Below are 18,614 nucleotides of genomic sequence, written 5' to 3' on the forward strand. Positions count from 1 at the left end.
GTAGCTGGGCCTACCGGGCGGCTACGCGTTGATGACGATGGGGTCGCCGATGCCGACGGTGTTGTAGTACCACGAGGCGTTATCCGGGCTCAGGTTGATGCAGCCGTGGCTGACATTCGAATTACCCTGTGAGCCGGTGGACCAGGGGGCGCTGTGCACGTACACGCCGCCCCAGGTGACCCGGACCGCGTAGTAGACCGTCAACTTGTACCCCTCAGGGTCATTGAGCGGAATGCCGATGGTGCGCGAGTCCATCACTACCGGGCTCTGCTTCTCCAGCGCGGTAAACGATCCAACCGGCGTGGGGTGCTTCGGCTTTCCCATCGATGCGGGCATCTCTCGCATGGTCACGCCATCGATCTTCACCGTGAACGTGTGGGCGCTGATGCTGCCGATGCCCAGCACCTCCGAGCCCGTCTGGAACTTGTACTTCATTTCGCCGGCGGCCACCGAGATGGTCGAATGCGCGGGCCAGTACTCACTCGGGGTGAACCGGACGGTCGAATCGTCGATCCAGCTGAAGCCGCCTGCCGGGACCTTCGGGGCGGAGAAGGTGATGGACCGCTCCGCCGCCGCACGGTCACTGACCGGACTCGCGAAATGGATCGTCACCGGCATAGCCACACCGACCACGGCTCCCGGGGTGGGCGACACGGATGCGATACCGCTGGGACTCGCGGCCGAGGCCGCGCCTAGTAGATACGGATGCACCGGTGCGGCGATCACGACGTTCATCAGGAGGCTGGCGAGTCCAGTCACTACAAGCACACTCCGAAATGCTCTGCGCAAGCTTACTTTCCTCCCTGGCACGGTTTTGACTACATGGTAGTTCGTGATCGACCTGCAGAACGTTAGCGACAACGCGCACAATCGCGTACATGGGTGTCAGATTGGAATCCATCGTCATCGATTGCCGCGACTCCACCACGCTCGGGCGTTGGTGGGCCGACGTGCTCGAATGGCCCTACACGGTCGACGAGGACGGCGATGTGGAGGTCTTTCAGCCCGACAGACATCCACCGTCACTGTTCTTCCTGAAAGTCCCCGAGCAGAAGGAGGCCAAGAACCGGCTGCACCTGGACTTTCGCGGTGCCGACCAGCAAGCCGAGGTGGAGCGGTTTCTGGCCCGCGGCGCTACCAGAATCGATATCGGGCAAGGCGATTCAAGTTGGGTCGTGCTGGCCGATCCGGAGGGCAACGAATTCTGCGTGCTAGAGGCGCTTGCGGACTAAGCCAGGTACCCCGGTGGCAGTGACTCGAACATGATCTTGGTGGCACGCACCGCGGCCTCAGATCCGCCGCCCCCGACGATCAATGTGGCGAAGGCCATATCCCCGCGATACCCGGCGAACCAGGCATGCGATCCGCCCGGGAACTCGGCCTCACCGGTCTTTCCGTAGATCTCACCTTCGCCCTTGACATCCATGGCGGTACCGCTGAGAACCGTCTCGCGCATCATCCCACGCAGGCCGTCGACCATTTTCGAGCTCACCAGCGGTCGCTCACCCGTGACCTGGGTGGCCTGACCCGAAATCAGCTGCGGTACAGGCGTCTTACCGTTTGCCACGGTGGCCGCCGCCAGCGCCATGCCGAACGGTGTGACCAGCACCTTGCCCTGCCCAAATCCGTCCTCGGTGCGTTCGGTCAGATTGACGGTGGGCGGCACATCCCCGGAGATGGTGGGGATACCCGCGACAACGTAATCGGGACCGATACCGAATTGGGAAGCGGCGATGGTCAGGCCGTCCAACGGCATCTCGCTGGCCAGCTTGGCGAAGGTGGTGTTACACGAATTCGCGAAGGCACGCGCCATCGGCACCGTACCGAGATCGAACTCGTTGTAGTTGGGGATGCTGCGATCGCCGATGGTGATGCGCTTCGGGCAGCCCAGCATGGTGTCGGGAGTGGCCATGCCGCGGTCCAGCGCGGCGCCCGCAGTGATGATCTTGAACGTCGACCCCGGTGGAAACAGCCCCGTGGTGGCCAACGGTCCATCCGCATTAGCGGCGGCGTTCTGGGCGACCGCCAGGATCTCTCCCGTCGACGGCTTGATGACCACCAACATGGCCTTCTGGCCGCGCGTGTTGACGGCATTCTGCGCGGCGTTCTGCACTGGACGGTCCAGGCTGATCGTCTTCGAAGGTGCTGGGGTGGGTTTCACCTCGTTGAGGACGACGGCGTCGACACCGTTCTGGTTGACGCTGACGGCGCGCCAACCGGCCTCACCATCGAGTTCGTCGAGCACGGCCTTCTTAACCTGCGCGACGATATCGGGCGCGAACGAGTCATCGGTGGGCAGCAGATCCGCGATCGGTGTCATCACCACGCCGGGGCGCAATGCTCCCGGCCGGGTCTCGAGCGCAATGGAGACCTTGTCCCAGTCATCCTTGCGCAGCGTGATCAAAGTCATCGGCGTGGTCTGCGCGCTCGCCTGCTCGGCGAGGGCGGCGGCATTGATCTGGTCGTCATAGGGCCTGATGGCATCGGCCAGCGCGGTGGCGGTGCTCATCAGCGCTTTACCGGCCTGAGAAGCGTCGAACGCGATCCGGTACAGGTTGGCCGGTGCCAGCACGGTCGTACCGCCCGCCTCGTTGACCGTCGCCCGCTTGGCCGGTTCGGTGCGCAACGAAAGCGATTGACGCTCACCGAGTTTGGGGTGCAGATCACTGGGCGCCCAGCGCACCTCCCAGCTACCGGCCGTGCGCAGCATTTCCAGGCGCCCGTTGTAGGCCCAGGTGCGCTTCCTGGGCAGTTGCCAGGTATACGTCGCATCGGCACTGCCCGTGTCCTGGGTGTACTGCGAACCGTTCACGATGGCCTTGAAGGACGTCGCCTGCAGGCCCGAGAACGCCTGATCCAGACCTACTTTCGCGCCATCCGGGTCGTCGGTCATTTTGGCGGCCGCGGCGGTGTCACCGCTGGCCAGTGCCTGGAAAAACTTCTCCGCCACAGGGCCGGGCCCGTCGGGGCGCGGGGTGCACGCGACCGTGCCGACCACCAGCAGCGCGGTACCGAACAACGGCAGGGACCAAACACGTCTGGACATCGGGTCGATGCTATGACCGCGAGCCCCCAAAACCCCGGAGGCACACGGGTCTAACGAGGATTAGCTGACAAGAACCGTCGCGAAAGTGCCGATACGGGTGAATCCTGCCTTGGCATAGGACGCGCGGGCGACCTCGTTGAAGCTGTTCACGTACAGGCTCGGGATTCGTCCGCTGCGATGGACCGCGGCCGCGATGGCGGCCACCCCCGCGGTGCCGAGCCCGCAGCCACGGAACTCCGGGTCAACCCACACGCCCTGAATCTGACTGACGCTCAGCGATTGTGATCCGATTTCGGCCTTGAAGATGACGCGGCCGTCCTCGAAACGTGCCCATGCCCTACCCGCGTCGATGAGGCCGGCCACCCGTCGCCGATACCCCCGTCCCCCGTCGCCGTTGCGCGGGTCTACGCCCATCTCGCCGATGAACATCTGGACCGAGGCCTTCAAATACTCGTCCAGCTCCTCGGCGCGCACCTGGCGGACCGCGGGGTCGACGGCGCATGTCGGCGTATCGAGCATTGCCAGCAAGGGCTGACAGGCGCGGACCTCGCGCGCCGGTCCCCAGACCGGATCAAGGTGGCACCACATATCGAGAACCACATCGGCGGGGCCGACCAGGGAGGGGCAGATCCGGTGCTGCTCTATTGCCCGTTCGGCGAACAGTCGGGTGGCCTCGGGTCCACCCGCCAGCGGAATAATCGTGGTCCCGACGAAGCACAGCGAGTCTGCCAACGCACCCGTCGACCAGATTTCACCGCCGATGGCGGTGGGATCGGCACCACGGGCCTCCACCCGGGCGGCCAGCATGCAGGAGGCCACCGGGTCGACATCAAGAACGCTGCGGACCGCGTCAGTGTCCGATAAACCGAGCACACGCACGGCATCAGAGGACGGCGCTCCGGGTGCTCCAGGCGCCGGCAGTGTTGTCGTCATCGGCAATCGCTCCCGTGTCCGTTGCGCCGAGCTGCTTTCAGCTTACGGTGACGACCGGCTGGCCTGTCGGGGATTCACCGGAGCCAATCCCTGTGCCGTTTTCCAAGCCCATCTGTTCGGCTAATCGCATGGCCTCGTCGATCAGCGTTTCGACGATCAGTGCCTCCGGCACGGTCTTGATGACCTCACCCTTCACGAAGATCTGCCCCTTGCCGTTTCCGGATGCCACGCCCAAGTCGGCCTCGCGGGCCTCCCCCGGTCCGTTGACGACGCATCCCATGACCGCGACGCGCAGCGGTACATCGAGTCCCTCCAGGCCGGCGCTGACCGCGTTGGCGAGCGTGTAGACGTCGACCTGCGCCCGACCGCAGGACGGGCAGGACACGATTTCCAGCCCACGCGGCCGCAGGTTGAGGGACTCCAGGATCTGGTTGCCCACCTTGACCTCTTCAACGGGCGGCGCCGAGAGGGATACTCGGATGGTGTCCCCGATGCCCTTGGACAGCAGCGCGCCGAAGGCCACGGCCGATTTGATGGTGCCCTGGAATGCCGGACCGGCTTCGGTGACACCCAGGTGCAGCGGGTAGTCACATTGCGCGGCAAGCTGTTCGTATGCGGCGACCATGACCACCGGGTCGTTGTGCTTGACACTGATCTTGATATCGCCGAACCCGCATTCCTCGAACAGTCCGGCCTCCCACAGCGCCGATTCGACGAGCGCCTCGGGTGTGGCCTTGCCGTACTTACCGAGAATGCGCGGATCGAGGGAGCCTGCGTTGACGCCGATCCGGATCGGGATTCCGGCCGCACCGGCCGCCTTGGCGACCTCCTTGACGCGCCCGTCGAACTCCTTGATGTTTCCCGGATTCACCCGCACCGCGGCACAGCCGGCATCAATCGCGGCGAAAATGTACTTAGGCTGAAAGTGGATATCGGCGATGACCGGGATCTGGCTCTTACGGGCGATCTCGGAGAGGGCGTCGGCGTCCTCCTGCCGCGGACAAGCAACGCGCACCATGTCGCAGCCGGAGGTGGTCAATTCGGCGATCTGCTGAAGAGTCGAGTTGACGTCGTGGGTCTTGGTGGTGCACATCGACTGCACCGACACCAGGTGATCGCTACCCACCCCGACATTTCCGACCATGAGCTGACGCGTCTTACGCCGCGGCGCCAGTGTCGGCGGCGGTGCACTCGGAATGCCCAGGCTGGTCATGTATCTCCTACTGGAAGAGTCTAATCGGGTTGACGATGTCAGCGGTGATGGTCAGCAGCATGTAGCCGACAACCACCACCAGGACGAGGTACGTCGCCGGCATCAACTTCATGTAGTTAACGGGCGCGCCCACCGCCATCCCGCGCGCGGACCGGATCATGTTGCGGATCTTCTCGTAAGTGGCCACCGCGATATGTCCACCGTCAAATGGCAGCAACGGCAGCAGATTGATAGCGCCGAGCGCAAAGTTGAGCTGCGCCAACAGTATCCAGAACATGATCCACATGTCGTGCTCTACCGTCTCGCCGCCCATGCGGCTCGCACCGATGACGCTCATCGGGGTGTCCATCGCTCGTTCGCTGCCGGTGATCGAATCCCACAGCGCGCCTACCTTGGTGGGGATCTTCCCGATGGCCTTGACGGTTTCGACGGAGACGGTTCCGATGAGGTTCCCGGTGGCGGGAATCGCCGTCACCGGGTTGTAGTGAATCTGCGGCACATAGGTTCCCAGGGTGGCGCCGACTGCGCCCACCGCGATGAGCTTGCCGGCCTTCTCGTCCCAGCGTTGTGTCTCGGCCACGGTCACAATGAGCGATTGCTGCTTGCCATCGCGCACGATCTCGAACACCTGAGGACCGCGCAACCCTCGAATAGCGGTGACCAAATCGCTCGACGTGCTGACCTGCTTGCCACCGGCGGTGAGCACCTGGTCGCCGGCCCGCAGCCCCCCGGCCGCCGCAGGTCCTTCGCCCGTGCACGGAGCCATGTCCTTAGGATCCGCACCCTTTTGCGGTGCCACACAACTGGTTTGAGCGATCTCGGGGTGAGTGGGCGCATTGTTGTCGGGTAGACCCCACGTCAACACCACGACGTAGAACACCACGATGCCGATGAGAAAGTTCATGGCCGGCCCGGCGACGAGCACCGCCACCCGCTTCCAGACCTTCTGCTTGTACATCGCACGGTCGGCTTCCTCCGGGGTGAGCTCCTCCACCGAGGTCATACCCGCGATATCGCAGAATCCGCCCAGCGGGACGGCCTTCAGGCCGTACTCAATAACGTCTCCTCCGGGTGCAGGACGTTTGGTGGACCACAGCGTCGGCCCGAAGCCGACGAAGTAGCGACGCACCTTCATACCGGTGGCACGCGCCACCCACATGTGCCCACACTCGTGCAGCGCCACCGATACCAAGATCGACAGCGCAAACAACGCAATACCTATCGCGTACGCACCCATCAGGCCAAATCATCCTCTTCACGCAGGCGGCTCATCGATTTTCCTCCGCCAAGATCAGTTGCGCAGCCAGCTGGTCAGCCCAGTGCTGCGCGTCAAGTACATCCTCAACGGTAGCCGGTTCCGCGACCCACTGGCCTGCGGCGTCGAGCACATCGGCAATTGTTCGCACGATGGACCTGAATCCGATACGTCCGGCCAGGAAGGCGGCGGCCGCGGTTTCATTGGCGGCGTTGTAGACGGCGGTCATGCATCCCCCCGCTTCACCGGCGCTCCGAGCGAGGTCGACGGCGGGAAACACCTGCGCATCCAGTGGCTCGAACTGCCAGGTAGAAGCGGTGCCGAAATCGCAGGCGGCGGCCGCTCCGGGCACCCGCTCCGGCCATCCCAGGGCCAAGGCGATGGGCAGTTTCATATCGGGCGGGCTGGCCTGCGCCAGCGTCGACCCATCGGTGAACGTCACCATCGAGTGCACGATCGACTGCGGGTGCACGACGACACCGATCTGGCGGTAGGGCACTCCGAACAGCAGGTGCGTCTCGATGAGTTCGAGCCCCTTGTTGACTAGCGAGGCCGAGTTGAGGGTGTTCATCGGCCCCATCGACCAGGTGGGATGCGCTCCCGCCTGCTCGGGGGTGACGTCCTCGAGCTGTTCGGCGGTCCAGCCCCGGAACGGCCCGCCGGATGCGGTGAGGATCAGCTGAGCAACCTCGCCATGGGTTCCACCGCGCAGGCATTGCGCGAGCGCGGAATGTTCGGAGTCGACGGGCACTATCTGTCCCGGGGATGCGGCCTTGGTGACGAGCGGTCCCCCGGCAACCAGGGACTCCTTGTTGGCGAGGGCCAGCCGCGCCCCCGTCTTCAGTGCGGCCAGGGTGGGACGTAGTCCGAGAGCGCCGACGAGTGCGTTGAGCACCACATCGGCCTCGGTGTTCTCCACCAGCTCGGTGACGGCGTCGGGCCCGCTCAGCACGGGTACGTCGAGCTGTGCGGCGGCCGCTGGATCTGCCACCGCGACGTTGGTGACCCCCGTGGCGTTGATCTGCTTGCGCAGCAGGTCGATGTTGCCGCCGCCTGCGGCCAGGCCGACGACCTCGAATCGATCGGGGTTGGCGGCGATGACCTCAAGCGCCTGGGTACCGATGGACCCGGTGCTGCCCAAGAGCAAGACCCGACAGACCTCTGAACCAAGTGTCACCCACGTATTGTGCCCCCAGTACGGGCCCGCTCTAGCTCGTGAGCACCACGGGACGGTGCAGCTCCACATCACCGGAGGCCGAACGCACCTGGACGAGGAACCTCTCGTCCCCTTGTAGCGGTCCGTCCACGGAATCCAGCGAGTTGGTGACGACGCCGTTGGCGGTGTCGATCGCCAGTTTTGCAGCGGTGCCCGCCGGGATGCCGACGGATGTGTTCCCACTGGCCGTGTCGAAGATCAGTCCGCCGACGATCGCGGACCCGATGGTCACCGAGCCCGAGGATGAGGCCGCTTTGATATTCCCGCGCAGTTGCTTGATGGCGAGGTCTCCCCGAGCCGTCTGAAAGCCGATATCGCCGGTGAGCTCCCTGATCGATACGCCGCCCGAGGCGGAATCGATCTTGGCGTCCCCGGTGATCGTGTCGATCAGCAGATCACCGCTTGCCGATTGCAGTCGCACGTCTCCGAAGGCACCGTCGGCGCGCACTTCCGCCGAGGCCACCGAGATATCCAGGACCGACTGGGTGGGCAGTTCAATGATGATGTCCACGGTGCCGGTGCGGAAGGTCAGGCCCGGTGACGACTCCACCGAGAGCAGGCCCTTTCCGAAGGTGACCCGGGTGCGCTCGGCGGTCTTGATGTCCAGCGCCTTGGATACGTCTCGTGGCCTGACGTCGACGGTGGTGTTCGCACGGTCACTCGCAATGATCTGCAGCGTGCCGCGCGCCAGTGCGACCTTGGCAGCGACGGGGTTGAGGGTTTCGAACTTGGACATAGCGATATTCCTTTCTTTGTTAGCGGACCCAGCCGCTTATGGTGTTACCTGAACTGAATGTTGTTGAGCTATAGGGTTTTTTGATCGCAGCGGCCGCCGCACGCACCAGCCAGGCGTTGAGCGAGATCCCCTCGTTGCCGGCGGCGGCCTCGACGATGGCCCGCAGGCTTTCCGGTAGTCGCAGGGTCACCCGCCAGGTGCCGGCGCTGTCGTCGATCGCGAAGGCCGGTTCGGCTTGCTGCTGAGTGGCCGGCCGGTTCACCACAAACTGCGGTTCGCGGCCGCGCAACCGCACGTCTACCGAGGTGGGCGCCAGCTCGCGGGTGATCTCCTCGGTGGCCGCCGAGAGCGCGTCCAGTAGCGCGAGCCGAATGGCGGAGTCGAGCGGCGCGGTCAGTCGATCGGCGAGCTCCTCGGCCTCCGACCCCCCGGCTTTCGCGGCGATGGCGAGGTCGTGACGCACCGAGTCGACGTACGGTTGCAAGTCCATGACGTCATGGTGACACCATTTTGGTGTCACCGCAAGTGTCATGGTGACGACCAGGTATTGGCCGAATATCTACTACCGGTTCCGTAGACTCACCCGACGACATGGCAGACTGACCACCGAAGACGGTCAAGAGTTCGGATCGAGATTCTGAGGAGGGCTGGCGGTGGCCACGACTGAGGTTGTCAAGCACGACGGAGTCGATGTCGAGGACGTGCCGTCCGCAGCGTTCGGGCGCGGGCTCTCCGGCCAGAACCCCCGCGTCTTCCACATCCTTGGCATTGCCATTGCGGGCTTCTTGCTGCTGATGCTCAAGGGCAATCACGTCGGCAAGGTCGAGGACATCTTCCTCATCGGGTTCGCCGCCATCGTGCTGGCGTTCACCGTGAACGATTACTTGGGCCGTCGCTCGGGCCGCATCCGCTAGCTAGCGCTCGGAAGCCGCCAACTGGCCGCATGCGGCGGCAATCTCCCGACCGCGGGTGTCACGCACCGTGCAGGAGACCCCCTGCTCACGGACGCGTCGTACAAATTCGCGCTCGACCGGTTTCGGGCTGGCATCCCATTGGCTGCCCGGCGTCGGGTTCAGCGGAATCAGGTTCACATGAACCATCTGACCCAAGGCTTTTCGCAACTTCTTGCCGAGCATGTCGGCACGCCACGGCTGATCGTTGATATCGCGGATGAGCGCATATTCGATCGACACCCGCCGGCCCGTGACGTCGGCGTAGTAGCGCGCGGCATCGAGCACCTCGGTGATCGCCCACCGCGTGTTAACCGGCACCAGGGTGTTGCGCAGCTCGTCATCCGGACAATGCAACGAGACCGCGAGCGTGACGCCGAGCCCCTCGTCGGCAAGTTTCCGGATGGCCGGTGCCAGCCCCACCGTGGAGACCGTGACACCGCGCTGCGATATGCCGAAACCGTCGGGGGGTGGTGCGGTGATCTTGCGCAGCACCGTGAGCACCCGGTTGTAGTTGGCCAGGGGCTCCCCCATGCCCATGAACACGATGTTCGACAACCGGCCGGGCCCGCCCGGTAGCTCGCCATCGCGCAATGACGATGCGGCATCACGAACTTGTTCCAGAATCTCGGCGGCCGACAGGTTACGCGTCAGCCCACCCTGGCCGGTGGCGCAGAACGGACATGCCATACCGCACCCAGCCTGCGAGGAGATGCACAGCGTGTTGCGGTCCGGATAGCGCATCAGCACCGATTCGACTGTGCTGCCATCATGTAAGCGCCACAAGGTCTTTCGAGTATCTCCGGAATCACAGGCCACCTGGCGCAGCGGATCAAGCAGTCGGGGAAACAGCGCCTCGCCCACGGCGTCCCGCGCGCCTGCCGGCAGGTCCGTCATCGCCGCCGGGTCGCCCACCAGTCGTCCGTAGTACTGGTTGGCGATCTGCTTGGCGCGAAACTCCGGAAGCCCCAGTGAACTCACGATCTCACGGCTCTGCTCCAGGGTCATATCCGCCAGATGGCGCGGCGGCATGGCCCGACGCGGCGCGTCGAACACCAGCGGGAGGGACCTGTTTTCGGCAGACATAACCGACTCAGTATCCCAGGTCTGCGCTAGTCCCCGGAACCCGAACGTGCCCGCACGTGCATCCGCTCCCCCTGCGGGCCGAAAATGTGGAGCACTTCGACGGGCTTGTCGGTCGGATTTCCGAACCAATGCGGAACATGAGTGTCGAACTCGGCGGCTTCACCCGCGGGCAGGATGAGGTCGAGCTCACCCAGCAGCAGGCGCACTTTCCCGGAGAGCACGTACATCCACTCGTAGCCGTCATGGACCTTCAGGTTCGGTTCCCCCTTGGGTGAGTGCGGCGGGATGATCTGCTTGTAGCACTGCACCCCGCCGGGCCGGCGGGACAACGGCACATAGATCGATCCGTCTCGTTTGAACGGTTTGAGGTGAATGCGCGGGTCTCCCGTGGCAGGTGCGTTCACCAGCTCGTCGAGCGGCACTTGGTGTGCCTCGGCGAGGAGCAACAACAGCTCCAGTGTGGGTCGCCGCCGACCGGATTCCAGGCGAGACAGCGTGCTCTCGGAAATTCCCGTCGTCTCGGACAACTGCGCCAGGGTGACCTGACGATGCAGGCGCAGCGCCCGCAGCCGCGGCCCCAGTGCATCGAGCACGGCCTCCAGCCTTTGATTCTGTTCGTCCATACCCGTCATATTGCCACTTTGGCAAGAAAACTTGCGTATTTTGCCGGGTCGCCCCAATAGTGGTGTCATGAACAAACTCTGGGATGTAGCCATCGTCGGTGGTGGAGCCGCAGGCCTGTCGGCGGCCATCACCCTCGCCCGGTCGCGGCGGTCCGTCGTCGTGATCGACGATCACCGGCCGCGCAACGCCCCGGCGGATCGGGTGCACAACTATCTCGGACGCGAGTCGACGCCGCCGGCCGAGCTATTCGGCATCGGAAGAGATGAAGCGGCGCAATACGGCGCCACATTCCATGATGCGCAGGTCACCTCGGTGTCCCACGCGGACAACCATTTCGACGTGTCAGTGAATTTTCAGGACAACAGGACCTCGACGGTCCATGCGCGTCGGGTCCTGGTGGCCACGGGTGCGGTAGATGAGTTACCCGAAATCGAGGGGCTGGCCGAACGCTGGGGCCGTGACGTGTTGCACTGTGCCTACTGCCACGGTTGGGAGGTCCGCGACCACACCATCACGGTGCTGGGCACCGGCCCCCTCGCGGTCCACCACGCGCTCATCTTCCGTCAGCTCAGCGAGAACGTCACCCTGTTGCGGCATAACGACTTTCCGCTATCGGACGAAGAGGCAGCGCAGCTGGCCCGCCGGGATATCGGCGTCATCGACGGACCTGTGACACGGCTGCGCATCACCGATGACGCACTCGCCGGGGTGGAGCTGGAAACGGGCGCCACGGTGGCGTGCGAGGCGCTGGTCGTCGCGACGGTGGTGTCAGCGCGTATCGACATGCTGGCCCCCGTGCGCTTGACGACGCAGGAGATGAGACTCGGGGACCAGCTACTGGGGACATACCTACCGGTCGCCAGGGGCGCCACGGCAGTCCCAGGTATCTACGCCGCCGGAAACGTCACCGATATCAGGGCACAGGTCATCACATCGGCGGCGGCCGGAACCGAGGTAGCCGCCACCATCAACGCCGACCTCGCGGTCGTCGACGCGCAGGAGCTGCAGCATGCATGATCACAACAACCCACCCTCCGATGAGAATTCTTGGGACGACTTCTACCAGTCACACGATGCGCTCTGGAGTGGGAATGCCAATCCACAACTGGTGAGAGAGATTTCGACACTGCCTCCCCGTACCGCGCTGGACGCAGGCTGCGGCGAGGGTGGCGACGCGATCTGGCTCGCGCAGAAGGGCTGGCGGGTCACCGGCCTGGATTTCTCGGAGACAGCGCTGGGCCGCGCCGCCGATAACGCCGCGAAGGCCGATCCCGAGCTCGCCAACCGGATCACTTGGGCGCACGCCGACCTGACCACATGGCAGCCGCGTCGTCTATTCGATTTGGTGACATCGCATTTCATGCACCTACCCACCACGCTCCGCGAGCCCGTGTTCGTGTCGCTGGCCGACGCCGTCGCTCCTGGGGGCACGCTGCTGATCGTGGGGCACCATCCGTCGGATATGCAGGCGGCGATCGGGCGGCCGGATCTGCCCGACTGGTATTTCACCGCCGAGGATATCGCCGACACCCTCGACCCGGGCCGATGGAACGTTCTTATCGCCGAGTCACGGATGCGGAAGTTCGCGCGGGACGGCGAGGAATTCGAAATCGCCGACACGGTGTTGCGGGCCGAGCGCAAGCCGTCGGAGGGATCGAGCTAGGCGATAGCCGCGGATTCTCCCGAAAGAGCCTCGCGTGCAGCCTGTTCCACGGCTGAGAGCACACCTGGGTCCAGCCCGCGACGGCCGACGACCGACAAGGTCGCCAGGTTCGCCGCGGGCATGACGTCCACCGGCGCAATGCCGTCGGGCAACCAGCCGATGATGGGTAGCAGCGCCATCCCGAGACCCGACCGCAGGCCCGCGTACAGGCCTGACAAATCCGGCGATTCACCGGTGATCTGATACGGACGCCCCAGCGTGTGCAATGCACTGAACATCGGTGCGCGCAGGGTGCACGGTTCGGTGAAGGTCATGATCTGCAGGGGCTCACCGGAACTCACCTTGTAGCCACGCGCCGCCACCCATTGCAGGCGAACGGTGCCCACCGCGTTGGCGCGATCCAGGCCCGACCCGTCCAGAATTACCGCCAGGTCCATGGTTCCCCGGTCGACGGATTCGGCGAGATAGACGTTGCGATCGAAACGCACGCGCGCCGACCAGTCCGGGAGATGATCACGTAGCGCCGTGGTGATGCTCGGCAATATCAAGTCCGCGCCGTGCTCGGTGACTCCGAGAACCAGGGTGCGCTCTTGACCGGTAATCAGATCGTCGACCGCCACATCATGGGCGTCAAGAATGCGGCGGGCATGCGCCAACAGCTGCGCGCCCCTATCGGTAAACACCACGCCGCGCCCCGAACGCCGGACCACCGGTTCGCCGATCGCGGCCTCCAGCTTGCGCACGTGCTGACTGATCGCGGACTGGGTCAGGTGCAGCACCGCGGCGGCTCGGTGGAAACCTCCACAGTCCGCGACCGCGACAAGTGACCGCAGGGGTGCGATATCGAGTGTCGAACTCGCCATATCGCCACCGTAGTCCGATCACAAAACCTGATCAATATTCTCCTCCGCACACGAAGAACATTGATCTGGCTGGCAGCCAGAATCACGACCGATAAGGACTACTGATTGATTCTGATCAGTAATTATCGTTGGACATCAACCGCCCGGACCGGCGACCATGGCAGTCATGCAGAAGATGACCGTGCCTATGCCGATCTCCTCGGCCGCGGCACTCACGTTTCTGTACGCGCTCGGCTACCCCATCGGCGCGCTCTCGGTATCGGCCATGACACCCATGCTGGTTCTGGTCGCCCGCTTCGCCCTCGCCGGCGCGATTCTGGCCGCCTGGGCGCTCGCTGCGAAGGCCGCCTGGCCAACGGGCCGCAAGCTGGGCCACGTCATCATCACCGGGCTGCTGATGCAGGCCGTGCAGTTCTGTGCGCTGTACGAGGCCCTGGAACATGGGGCCCCCGCGGTGTTGGGCGCGGTCGTCATCTCGATGAATCCCGTTGTCACCGCGGTGCTGGCCGCCCTCTTCCTGGGCGAGCGCCTCAGCGGCCGGCGGCTTGTCGCGCTTGGCCTAGGCGTGGTGGCGGTGTTGGCCGCCTGTGCCAACCGGCTGCTCGCCACCGGCGGAGTCGACACCGTACTGGTGCTGCTGCTGGTCGCTTTGTTGGGTCTGGCCGCGGGCGGCGTCTATCAGCAACGTTTCTGCGCCGATGTCGACTTCCGCGTCAACAGCGCTATCCAGAACCTCGCCGGACTGCTACCTGCCGGCGCTCTAGCCCTGCTGACGCCCAGCGTCGTGCACGATCCGTGGAAGGCGGTGGGCGCGGTCGCGGCGGTGGTGCTGTTCAACGCCACCCTGTGCACCTCGCTGTACGTCCGCTCGGTGAGCAAGTTCGGCGCGGCGGCCGTCGCCATGCTGTTCTGCGTCATCCCGGCCGTCGCCGGGTTGCTGTCCTGGGTTCTACTCGGCCAGCGCGTGGACATCGGCATGGGAATCGGCCTGGTGATCGGCGCGCTCGCCTGCTGGCTCAATGCCCGGGCCAGCCGGCCTGCCGCGGCGCAGGACAAGCCCGCAATCGACGGGGCCACCGCCGCGCCTACCCGTCAGCCGCTAGTGGCCAGCTAGCCTGGCTGCATGCGTGCCCTGTTACTCGGTGGTCTGATCCTGCTCGGAGCTCCGCTCCTGGTCGCCGGATGCTCGAGAGGGGCGACGGTTTCTCCGACCACTCCCTCATCGAGCCAGTCAACATCGAGCAGCACCACCAGCAAGGCCCCCACCACGACTACGACCACGACTCCCCTCGACTTACCCGAGCCTGCCGCAGGTGCACCGTATGAGGCTGTGGCCCAGTGGATTTCCAAGGGAGCCCCGGTAGCGGCCGCCAACTTCCACGCAGCCATCAGCCAGGATGGACAAAAGACCGATCTCGGCGACAACGTCGCCTTCAAAACCCCTTCGGGTAAGACCCGATGCATGACGAGCAATATCGAGCCGGACACGCTGTCCTGCCTGGTCAACCTGACGAGTCCGCCGAAACGGCCCGCCGATACCGAGGGGAACTGGGTCGGCGGTTGGACCGATTTCAACGGCCGTCAGGTCACGGTGGGTGGACTGCATGGCGACCCGGGCCCCTTCCAGAGCGGTGACGGAAATCCACTCGATTACGGTGGCCGCCTGACGTTCGGAGACTTCGGTTGCCGCAGTGAGACTTCCGGATTGTTCTGCGCGAATACCAAGGTTAAGTCCGCCATTCGGATCAGTGATGCCGGGATCGAGCCCTTCGGCTGCTTGAAAGAGGTCACTCCCTCCGAGGGCAATGGTCGCGAGTTCAGCTGCTAGCGCGGCAACAATTGGGCGAAGTACTCCTCACCGCGCGGTGAGAGCCGGTAACCCACCGGCAGGCTCAGTGTCAGGCCTAAGTTCTTGAGCTTGCGCACATGCACCTTGAAGGTGGCCAAATCGGGCCAGCGGGAGCAGGATTCGAGGTCCTTGGCGCGCACCTCGGGACGCTGGGCGATCTCGCGCAGCACGTCACGGGTCCAGGGGCCGGGCTTGGCACTGCGGTCCATCCGGTCCAGCCGCGCGTCGATATCGGCAAGGTCTTGGGCCGAAAGCGCCGCCGATGAAGCCAACACTGCACGCGGATCCGCCATCGCGATCTTGCGGAATGCCAAGCGGTACAACTGATCACCGCCGTTCGCGCCGATATCGCTTAGCGCCGCGGCGGCGGAAGAGTAGCCGGCCAGGAGCGCATCGGCATCGTCGATATCGCGTGCGGTGATCGCGTCGACGGCATCCACCTCTATAAAGTCGAACTCGGTCATGGAACGGATGCGATCCGAACCCACCCGGTAGCGACCGCCCACCTTCACCTGCGGCCGCTTCCAGCGCCGGTAGGCCACCGAGATGGTGCCGTCGTGGATTCCGGTGCGCAACCTCGGTTCGAACAGCATTAGATCCCCCGGTCGCTTCGCTCCTGCCCGCCGAACCAGATCCCCAGCGTCGCACCGTAAAGCTCTTCGAGGGCCTTCCAGTGACGTTCGGCCGCAGCCTCGTCATAGGTGGCGTTATCGGTGACGGCGTAGCCGTGTTTGGCGGGATACGTCTCGATGGTGTGCCGTACGCCGGCAGCTGTCAGCACCTGCCCCAGCAGCTGCGCCTGTTCGGGAGGGAAGGAAGCGTCCTCCTCGGCAGCGGCCACCAGCACAACGCCGGTGATCCGGTCGGCGATGCGGTGCGGACTGTTCGGATCATCGGCGTTGGCGAGATTGCCGCCATGAAACGAGGCGGCCGCGCCGACCTTTTCCGAATGAGCCGCCGCTACCCGCAATGAGATTCGGCCGCCCATGCAGTAACCGGTCAGCCCCACCTTGTCCCCGATCACCTCGGGCTGCTGCGCGAGCACGTCCAGGAACGCCCCCGCGTCGGCCTCGATCCGATCGGGGGTGAGTGTCCCCATTACCGAAAACAGCCGGGCGCGTTCCTCCGGATCACCGAAGGCGGTGGACAGATCGAACGGCGCCCAATCGCCCTCGCGGTAGTACACATCGGGCACCAATGCCACATACCCCAATGCGGCGAGCCGGTCCCCCATCTCCCGCATGACCTCGCGGGCGCCACCGGCATCGGGATAGAGAATGACACCCGGGCCGGGTGCATCCGGCAGGTGCAGCGTCGCGTGGCACTGCCCGTCGGGTCTGGCGATAAGAACGTCGCGGCGAGACATGGATCCATCAAACCAGCCACCCCTCCTCGTAGCTACCGCACTGGTATCTTGGGCCTCACTCGTTCGTCAAATACCAGGGGGAATCTGATGGCCTTCTTCGACACGCTCTCGACATCGTGGCAAATCTTCAAGACATCCGCGAAGGTGCTCGCCTCGCGCAAGGAGCTTGTCGTTTTCCCGATCCTGTCCGGGCTCACCTCGGCGCTCGTGCTGTTCGGGATGGTGGCCCTCGGGGTCGTGTTGTTGCCCGCCGCGGCCGGCGATTCGCTACCGCCGCTCTTCTACCCCGTGCTTGCCATCGGCTACTTCGTGGTGGTGTATGTCGTGACGTTCTGGCAGGCGGCGCTCATCTCGCAGGCGAATATCGCGTTGGAGGGCGGAGATCCGAGTGTCGCCGGGGGCATCTCGGCAGCCACCCAGCGCGGCGGTCGCCTACTGCCCTGGGTTCTCATCACCGGCGTCGTCTCCTGGATCATCAGTGCCATCGAGGAACGGGTTCCGTTCATCGGGAGGTTCCTCGACGTCGCGTGGCGCGTGGTCTCCTTCCAGGTGCTGCCCACCATCGTGCTGGAGAACCTCGGCGCGATCGACGCGGTCAAGAAGACCAAGGAAACGCTCAAAAATGCGTGGGGCAAGAACGTCGTCGGCGTTGCGGGGCTTGGCCTCTTCACCGGGCTGTTGACGCTGCCTGGGGTTGGCCTGATCTACCTCGGGGTTATCACCAACGTCGCTTCCGCGATGGGCGTGCTCGCCGGAATCGGCGTGCTCTGGATCCTGGCGGCCTCCATCATCGGCGCAGCCCTCACCGGAATCTTCCAGACTGCGCTGTACCGGTTCACGGTTGACGGCCAAGTTCCGGGGCCGTTCGCCGGAGTCGACCTGCGTCAGGCGCTCAAGACTCGTTAGACAGAGCTCAACAGCGCCGCGCCATCCAATGCCCCAGTGGCACGTGTCGCCCGTCCCCACGCCTCAGGTGCCACACTGATGACTAGTGCGCAAAGGTAACTAAGTATCAGGGGACTCGGTGGCTTCTTCCAACGCTCTGTCGACATCGTGGGACATATTCAAGACATCGATACGTCTCCTGCGCCGACACAGAACACTCGTGCTCTTCCCCGTCGCGGCCGGCATTACCGTCGTGCTGTTCATCGTGGTGTTGATAGCTCTGGGGCTCTTGCTACCGCCGAACATCGACAAGACCACGCCGCAGTTCGTCCGTACCGCCCTGGCCGTCGACTACGTCATCCTCTTGTATCTCACGATGTTCTGGCTCACGGCCCTCATCGCGCAGGCGAACGACGCGCTGGAGGGTAGAGAACCGAGCTTTGCCAAGGGTTTCTCGACCGCCACCCGCTACCGCAAGCGGCTGATTCCCTGGGTTCTCATCGAGGCGGCCGTCACGTGGGGCATCGGTGTCATCGACGAGAACCTCCTGTATGTCGGAACCCTCCTGCACGTTCTGTTCATCGGACGGTTCCTCGATCTCATGTGGCATGCGGTCTCATTCCAGGTGCTTCCCACAATCATTCTGCGAGACGTCGGCTCCGCGGACGCCATCAAGGCCTCCAAGAAAATGCTTCGGCGCCTGCTGGCCAAGAACGTCCTCGCCCAGATATGCCTCCGCGTCTTCACACTCATGCTGGTACTGCCGGGTGCGGGCTTGCTTTTTGCAGCCGCCGCCGTGGGCCAAGGAGGGCTCTCCGGGGTGCTCGGACTGTGCGGAGGGCTCTGGATTGCGGTCGCAGTCCTTATCGCCGTAACCGTTAGCGGGATCTATCAAACGGCGCTGTACCGAAGTGCAGCCGCGTAGAGCA

The 18,614-nt window shown here is 64.5% G+C and carries 21 protein-coding genes; 8 read left to right on the plus strand and 13 right to left on the minus strand.

Annotated features, from left to right (window positions below; genetic code table 11):
• Positions 1–21: 21 nt before the first annotated feature.
• Entirely contained in the window at positions 22–768 is a 747-nt protein-coding gene (locus tag MLB1_RS01845) for a L,D-transpeptidase family protein (RefSeq protein ID WP_371750539.1), read from the minus strand.
• A gap of 110 nt (positions 769–878) precedes the next feature.
• Between MLB1_RS01845 and MLB1_RS01850 the strand changes: the two genes are divergently transcribed.
• Positions 879–1,232 (plus strand): VOC family protein, encoded by a 354-nt coding sequence (locus MLB1_RS01850; RefSeq protein WP_180748043.1) that lies wholly within the window; start codon positions 879–881, stop codon positions 1,230–1,232.
• On the opposite strand, the gene MLB1_RS01855 is transcribed toward MLB1_RS01850, so the two are convergent.
• The 7 genes from MLB1_RS01855 to MLB1_RS01885 all read right to left on the minus strand — a co-directional run bounded on the left by MLB1_RS01855 (position 1,229) and on the right by MLB1_RS01885 (position 8,889).
• Positions 1,229–3,046 carry a penicillin-binding transpeptidase domain-containing protein gene (locus MLB1_RS01855; RefSeq protein WP_180748044.1) on the minus strand — a complete coding sequence of 606 codons (1,818 nt, stop codon included), beginning with the start codon at positions 3,044–3,046 and terminating at the stop codon, positions 1,229–1,231. The two genes, MLB1_RS01850 and MLB1_RS01855, sit on opposite strands and share 4 nt — an antisense overlap.
• A 60-nt stretch (positions 3,047–3,106) precedes the next feature.
• Positions 3,107–3,919 carry a GNAT family N-acetyltransferase gene (locus tag MLB1_RS01860; RefSeq protein ID WP_180749631.1) on the minus strand — a complete coding sequence of 271 codons (813 nt, stop codon included), beginning with the start codon at positions 3,917–3,919 and terminating at the stop codon, positions 3,107–3,109.
• A gap of 97 nt (positions 3,920–4,016) precedes the next feature.
• Entirely contained in the window at positions 4,017–5,192 is a 1,176-nt protein-coding gene (ispG, locus tag MLB1_RS01865; protein WP_180748045.1) for a flavodoxin-dependent (E)-4-hydroxy-3-methylbut-2-enyl-diphosphate synthase, read from the minus strand.
• Between the two features lie 7 nt (positions 5,193–5,199).
• Positions 5,200–6,429, minus strand: coding sequence for a M50 family metallopeptidase (locus tag MLB1_RS01870; protein WP_180748046.1), 1,230 nt, complete (start codon positions 6,427–6,429; stop codon positions 5,200–5,202).
• A 31-nt stretch (positions 6,430–6,460) separates the two neighbouring features.
• Complete coding sequence (dxr, locus tag MLB1_RS01875) at positions 6,461–7,624, minus strand: 1-deoxy-D-xylulose-5-phosphate reductoisomerase (RefSeq protein WP_180748047.1); 1,164 nt, start codon at positions 7,622–7,624, stop codon at positions 6,461–6,463.
• 31 nt (positions 7,625–7,655) lie between these two features.
• Positions 7,656–8,399, minus strand: coding sequence for a DUF4097 family beta strand repeat-containing protein (locus MLB1_RS01880; protein ID WP_180748048.1), 744 nt, complete (start codon positions 8,397–8,399; stop codon positions 7,656–7,658).
• Between the two features lie 19 nt (positions 8,400–8,418).
• Positions 8,419–8,889 (minus strand): toxin-antitoxin system HicB family antitoxin, encoded by a 471-nt coding sequence (locus tag MLB1_RS01885; protein ID WP_180748049.1) that lies wholly within the window; start codon positions 8,887–8,889, stop codon positions 8,419–8,421.
• Positions 8,890–9,052: 163 nt separating this feature from the next.
• Here MLB1_RS01885 and MLB1_RS01890 point away from each other — a divergent pair, with 163 nt between their 5' ends.
• Positions 9,053–9,313, plus strand: a complete 261-nt coding sequence (locus MLB1_RS01890; protein ID WP_180748050.1) for a DUF2631 domain-containing protein — start codon at positions 9,053–9,055, stop codon at positions 9,311–9,313.
• Here the strand turns inward: MLB1_RS01890 and rlmN are convergent, their stop codons facing one another.
• Positions 9,314–10,435, minus strand: coding sequence for a 23S rRNA (adenine(2503)-C(2))-methyltransferase RlmN (gene rlmN, locus MLB1_RS01895; RefSeq protein WP_180748051.1), 1,122 nt, complete (start codon positions 10,433–10,435; stop codon positions 9,314–9,316).
• 26 nt (positions 10,436–10,461) lie between these two features.
• Positions 10,462–11,037, minus strand: coding sequence for an XRE family transcriptional regulator (locus MLB1_RS01900; protein ID WP_180749632.1), 576 nt, complete (start codon positions 11,035–11,037; stop codon positions 10,462–10,464).
• Between the two features lie 88 nt (positions 11,038–11,125).
• Between MLB1_RS01900 and MLB1_RS01905 the strand changes: the two genes are divergently transcribed.
• The gene (locus MLB1_RS01905; RefSeq protein ID WP_180748052.1) at positions 11,126–12,076 is read left to right on the plus strand and encodes an NAD(P)/FAD-dependent oxidoreductase; all 951 of its coding nucleotides are present in this window, start codon (positions 11,126–11,128) and stop codon (positions 12,074–12,076) included.
• Positions 12,069–12,722 carry a class I SAM-dependent methyltransferase gene (locus MLB1_RS01910; protein ID WP_180748053.1) on the plus strand — a complete coding sequence of 218 codons (654 nt, stop codon included), beginning with the start codon at positions 12,069–12,071 and terminating at the stop codon, positions 12,720–12,722. The genes MLB1_RS01905 and MLB1_RS01910 overlap by 8 nt, the downstream gene beginning before the upstream one ends.
• Here MLB1_RS01910 and MLB1_RS01915 read toward each other — a convergent pair.
• Positions 12,719–13,585 (minus strand): LysR family transcriptional regulator, encoded by an 867-nt coding sequence (locus tag MLB1_RS01915; protein ID WP_180748054.1) that lies wholly within the window; start codon positions 13,583–13,585, stop codon positions 12,719–12,721. The two genes, MLB1_RS01910 and MLB1_RS01915, sit on opposite strands and share 4 nt — an antisense overlap.
• A gap of 166 nt (positions 13,586–13,751) precedes the next feature.
• On the opposite strand from MLB1_RS01915, the gene MLB1_RS01920 reads away from it, so the two are divergent.
• Positions 13,752–14,699, plus strand: a complete 948-nt coding sequence (locus MLB1_RS01920; RefSeq protein ID WP_180748055.1) for a DMT family transporter — start codon at positions 13,752–13,754, stop codon at positions 14,697–14,699.
• Between the two features lie 9 nt (positions 14,700–14,708).
• Positions 14,709–15,413: a hypothetical protein gene (locus MLB1_RS01925; RefSeq protein ID WP_180747719.1), complete on the plus strand. Its 705-nt coding sequence runs from the start codon at positions 14,709–14,711 to the stop codon at positions 15,411–15,413.
• Here the strand turns inward: MLB1_RS01925 and MLB1_RS01930 are convergent.
• Together MLB1_RS01930 and MLB1_RS01935 are read right to left on the minus strand one after the other, a co-directional pair.
• On the minus strand, positions 15,410–16,027 hold the full coding sequence (locus MLB1_RS01930) for a hypothetical protein (protein WP_180748056.1): 618 nt from the start codon (positions 16,025–16,027) through the stop codon (positions 15,410–15,412). The genes MLB1_RS01925 and MLB1_RS01930 overlap by 4 nt on opposite strands.
• Positions 16,027–16,800, minus strand: coding sequence for a dienelactone hydrolase family protein (locus tag MLB1_RS01935; RefSeq protein ID WP_180748057.1), 774 nt, complete (start codon positions 16,798–16,800; stop codon positions 16,027–16,029). The genes MLB1_RS01930 and MLB1_RS01935 overlap by 1 nt, the downstream gene beginning before the upstream one ends.
• 87 nt (positions 16,801–16,887) lie before the next feature.
• Between MLB1_RS01935 and MLB1_RS01940 the strand changes: the two genes are divergently transcribed.
• Together MLB1_RS01940 and MLB1_RS01945 are read left to right on the plus strand one after the other, a co-directional pair.
• A complete protein-coding gene (locus MLB1_RS01940) occupies positions 16,888–17,706 on the plus strand; it encodes a DUF6159 family protein (RefSeq protein WP_180748058.1) in 819 nt (272 codons plus the stop codon).
• A gap of 118 nt (positions 17,707–17,824) precedes the next feature.
• Positions 17,825–18,610 (plus strand): DUF6159 family protein, encoded by a 786-nt coding sequence (locus MLB1_RS01945; protein ID WP_180748059.1) that lies wholly within the window; start codon positions 17,825–17,827, stop codon positions 18,608–18,610.
• The last annotated feature ends 4 nt before the right edge of the window (positions 18,611–18,614 follow it).

It is taken from the genome of Mycobacteroides sp. LB1, from assembly GCF_013449725.1.
Classification (GTDB): Bacteria; Actinomycetota; Actinomycetes; order Mycobacteriales; family Mycobacteriaceae; genus Mycobacterium.

Excerpts from the sequence above, each read along its gene's own strand:
- MLB1_RS01915 (WP_180748054.1), bottom strand. The coding sequence starts at position 13,585 with ATGGCGAGTTCGACACTCGATATCGCACCCCTGCGGTCACTTGTCGCG.
- MLB1_RS01855 (WP_180748044.1), bottom strand. The coding sequence starts at position 3,046 with ATGTCCAGACGTGTTTGGTCCCTGCCGTTGTTCGGTACCGCGCTGCTG.
- rlmN (WP_180748051.1), bottom strand. The coding sequence starts at position 10,435 with ATGTCTGCCGAAAACAGGTCCCTCCCGCTGGTGTTCGACGCGCCGCGT.
- MLB1_RS01870 (WP_180748046.1), bottom strand. The coding sequence starts at position 6,429 with ATGGGTGCGTACGCGATAGGTATTGCGTTGTTTGCGCTGTCGATCTTG.
- MLB1_RS01920 (WP_180748055.1), top strand. The coding sequence starts at position 13,752 with ATGCAGAAGATGACCGTGCCTATGCCGATCTCCTCGGCCGCGGCACTC.
- MLB1_RS01885 (WP_180748049.1), bottom strand. The coding sequence starts at position 8,889 with ATGGACTTGCAACCGTACGTCGACTCGGTGCGTCACGACCTCGCCATC.
- MLB1_RS01880 (WP_180748048.1), bottom strand. The coding sequence starts at position 8,399 with ATGTCCAAGTTCGAAACCCTCAACCCCGTCGCTGCCAAGGTCGCACTG.
- MLB1_RS01930 (WP_180748056.1), bottom strand. The coding sequence starts at position 16,027 with ATGCTGTTCGAACCGAGGTTGCGCACCGGAATCCACGACGGCACCATC.
- MLB1_RS01940 (WP_180748058.1), top strand. The coding sequence starts at position 16,888 with ATGGCCTTCTTCGACACGCTCTCGACATCGTGGCAAATCTTCAAGACA.
- MLB1_RS01935 (WP_180748057.1), bottom strand. The coding sequence starts at position 16,800 with ATGTCTCGCCGCGACGTTCTTATCGCCAGACCCGACGGGCAGTGCCAC.
- ispG (WP_180748045.1), bottom strand. The coding sequence starts at position 5,192 with ATGACCAGCCTGGGCATTCCGAGTGCACCGCCGCCGACACTGGCGCCG.
- MLB1_RS01910 (WP_180748053.1), top strand. The coding sequence starts at position 12,069 with ATGCATGATCACAACAACCCACCCTCCGATGAGAATTCTTGGGACGAC.
- MLB1_RS01905 (WP_180748052.1), top strand. The coding sequence starts at position 11,126 with ATGAACAAACTCTGGGATGTAGCCATCGTCGGTGGTGGAGCCGCAGGC.
- MLB1_RS01925 (WP_180747719.1), top strand. The coding sequence starts at position 14,709 with ATGCGTGCCCTGTTACTCGGTGGTCTGATCCTGCTCGGAGCTCCGCTC.
- MLB1_RS01850 (WP_180748043.1), top strand. The coding sequence starts at position 879 with ATGGGTGTCAGATTGGAATCCATCGTCATCGATTGCCGCGACTCCACC.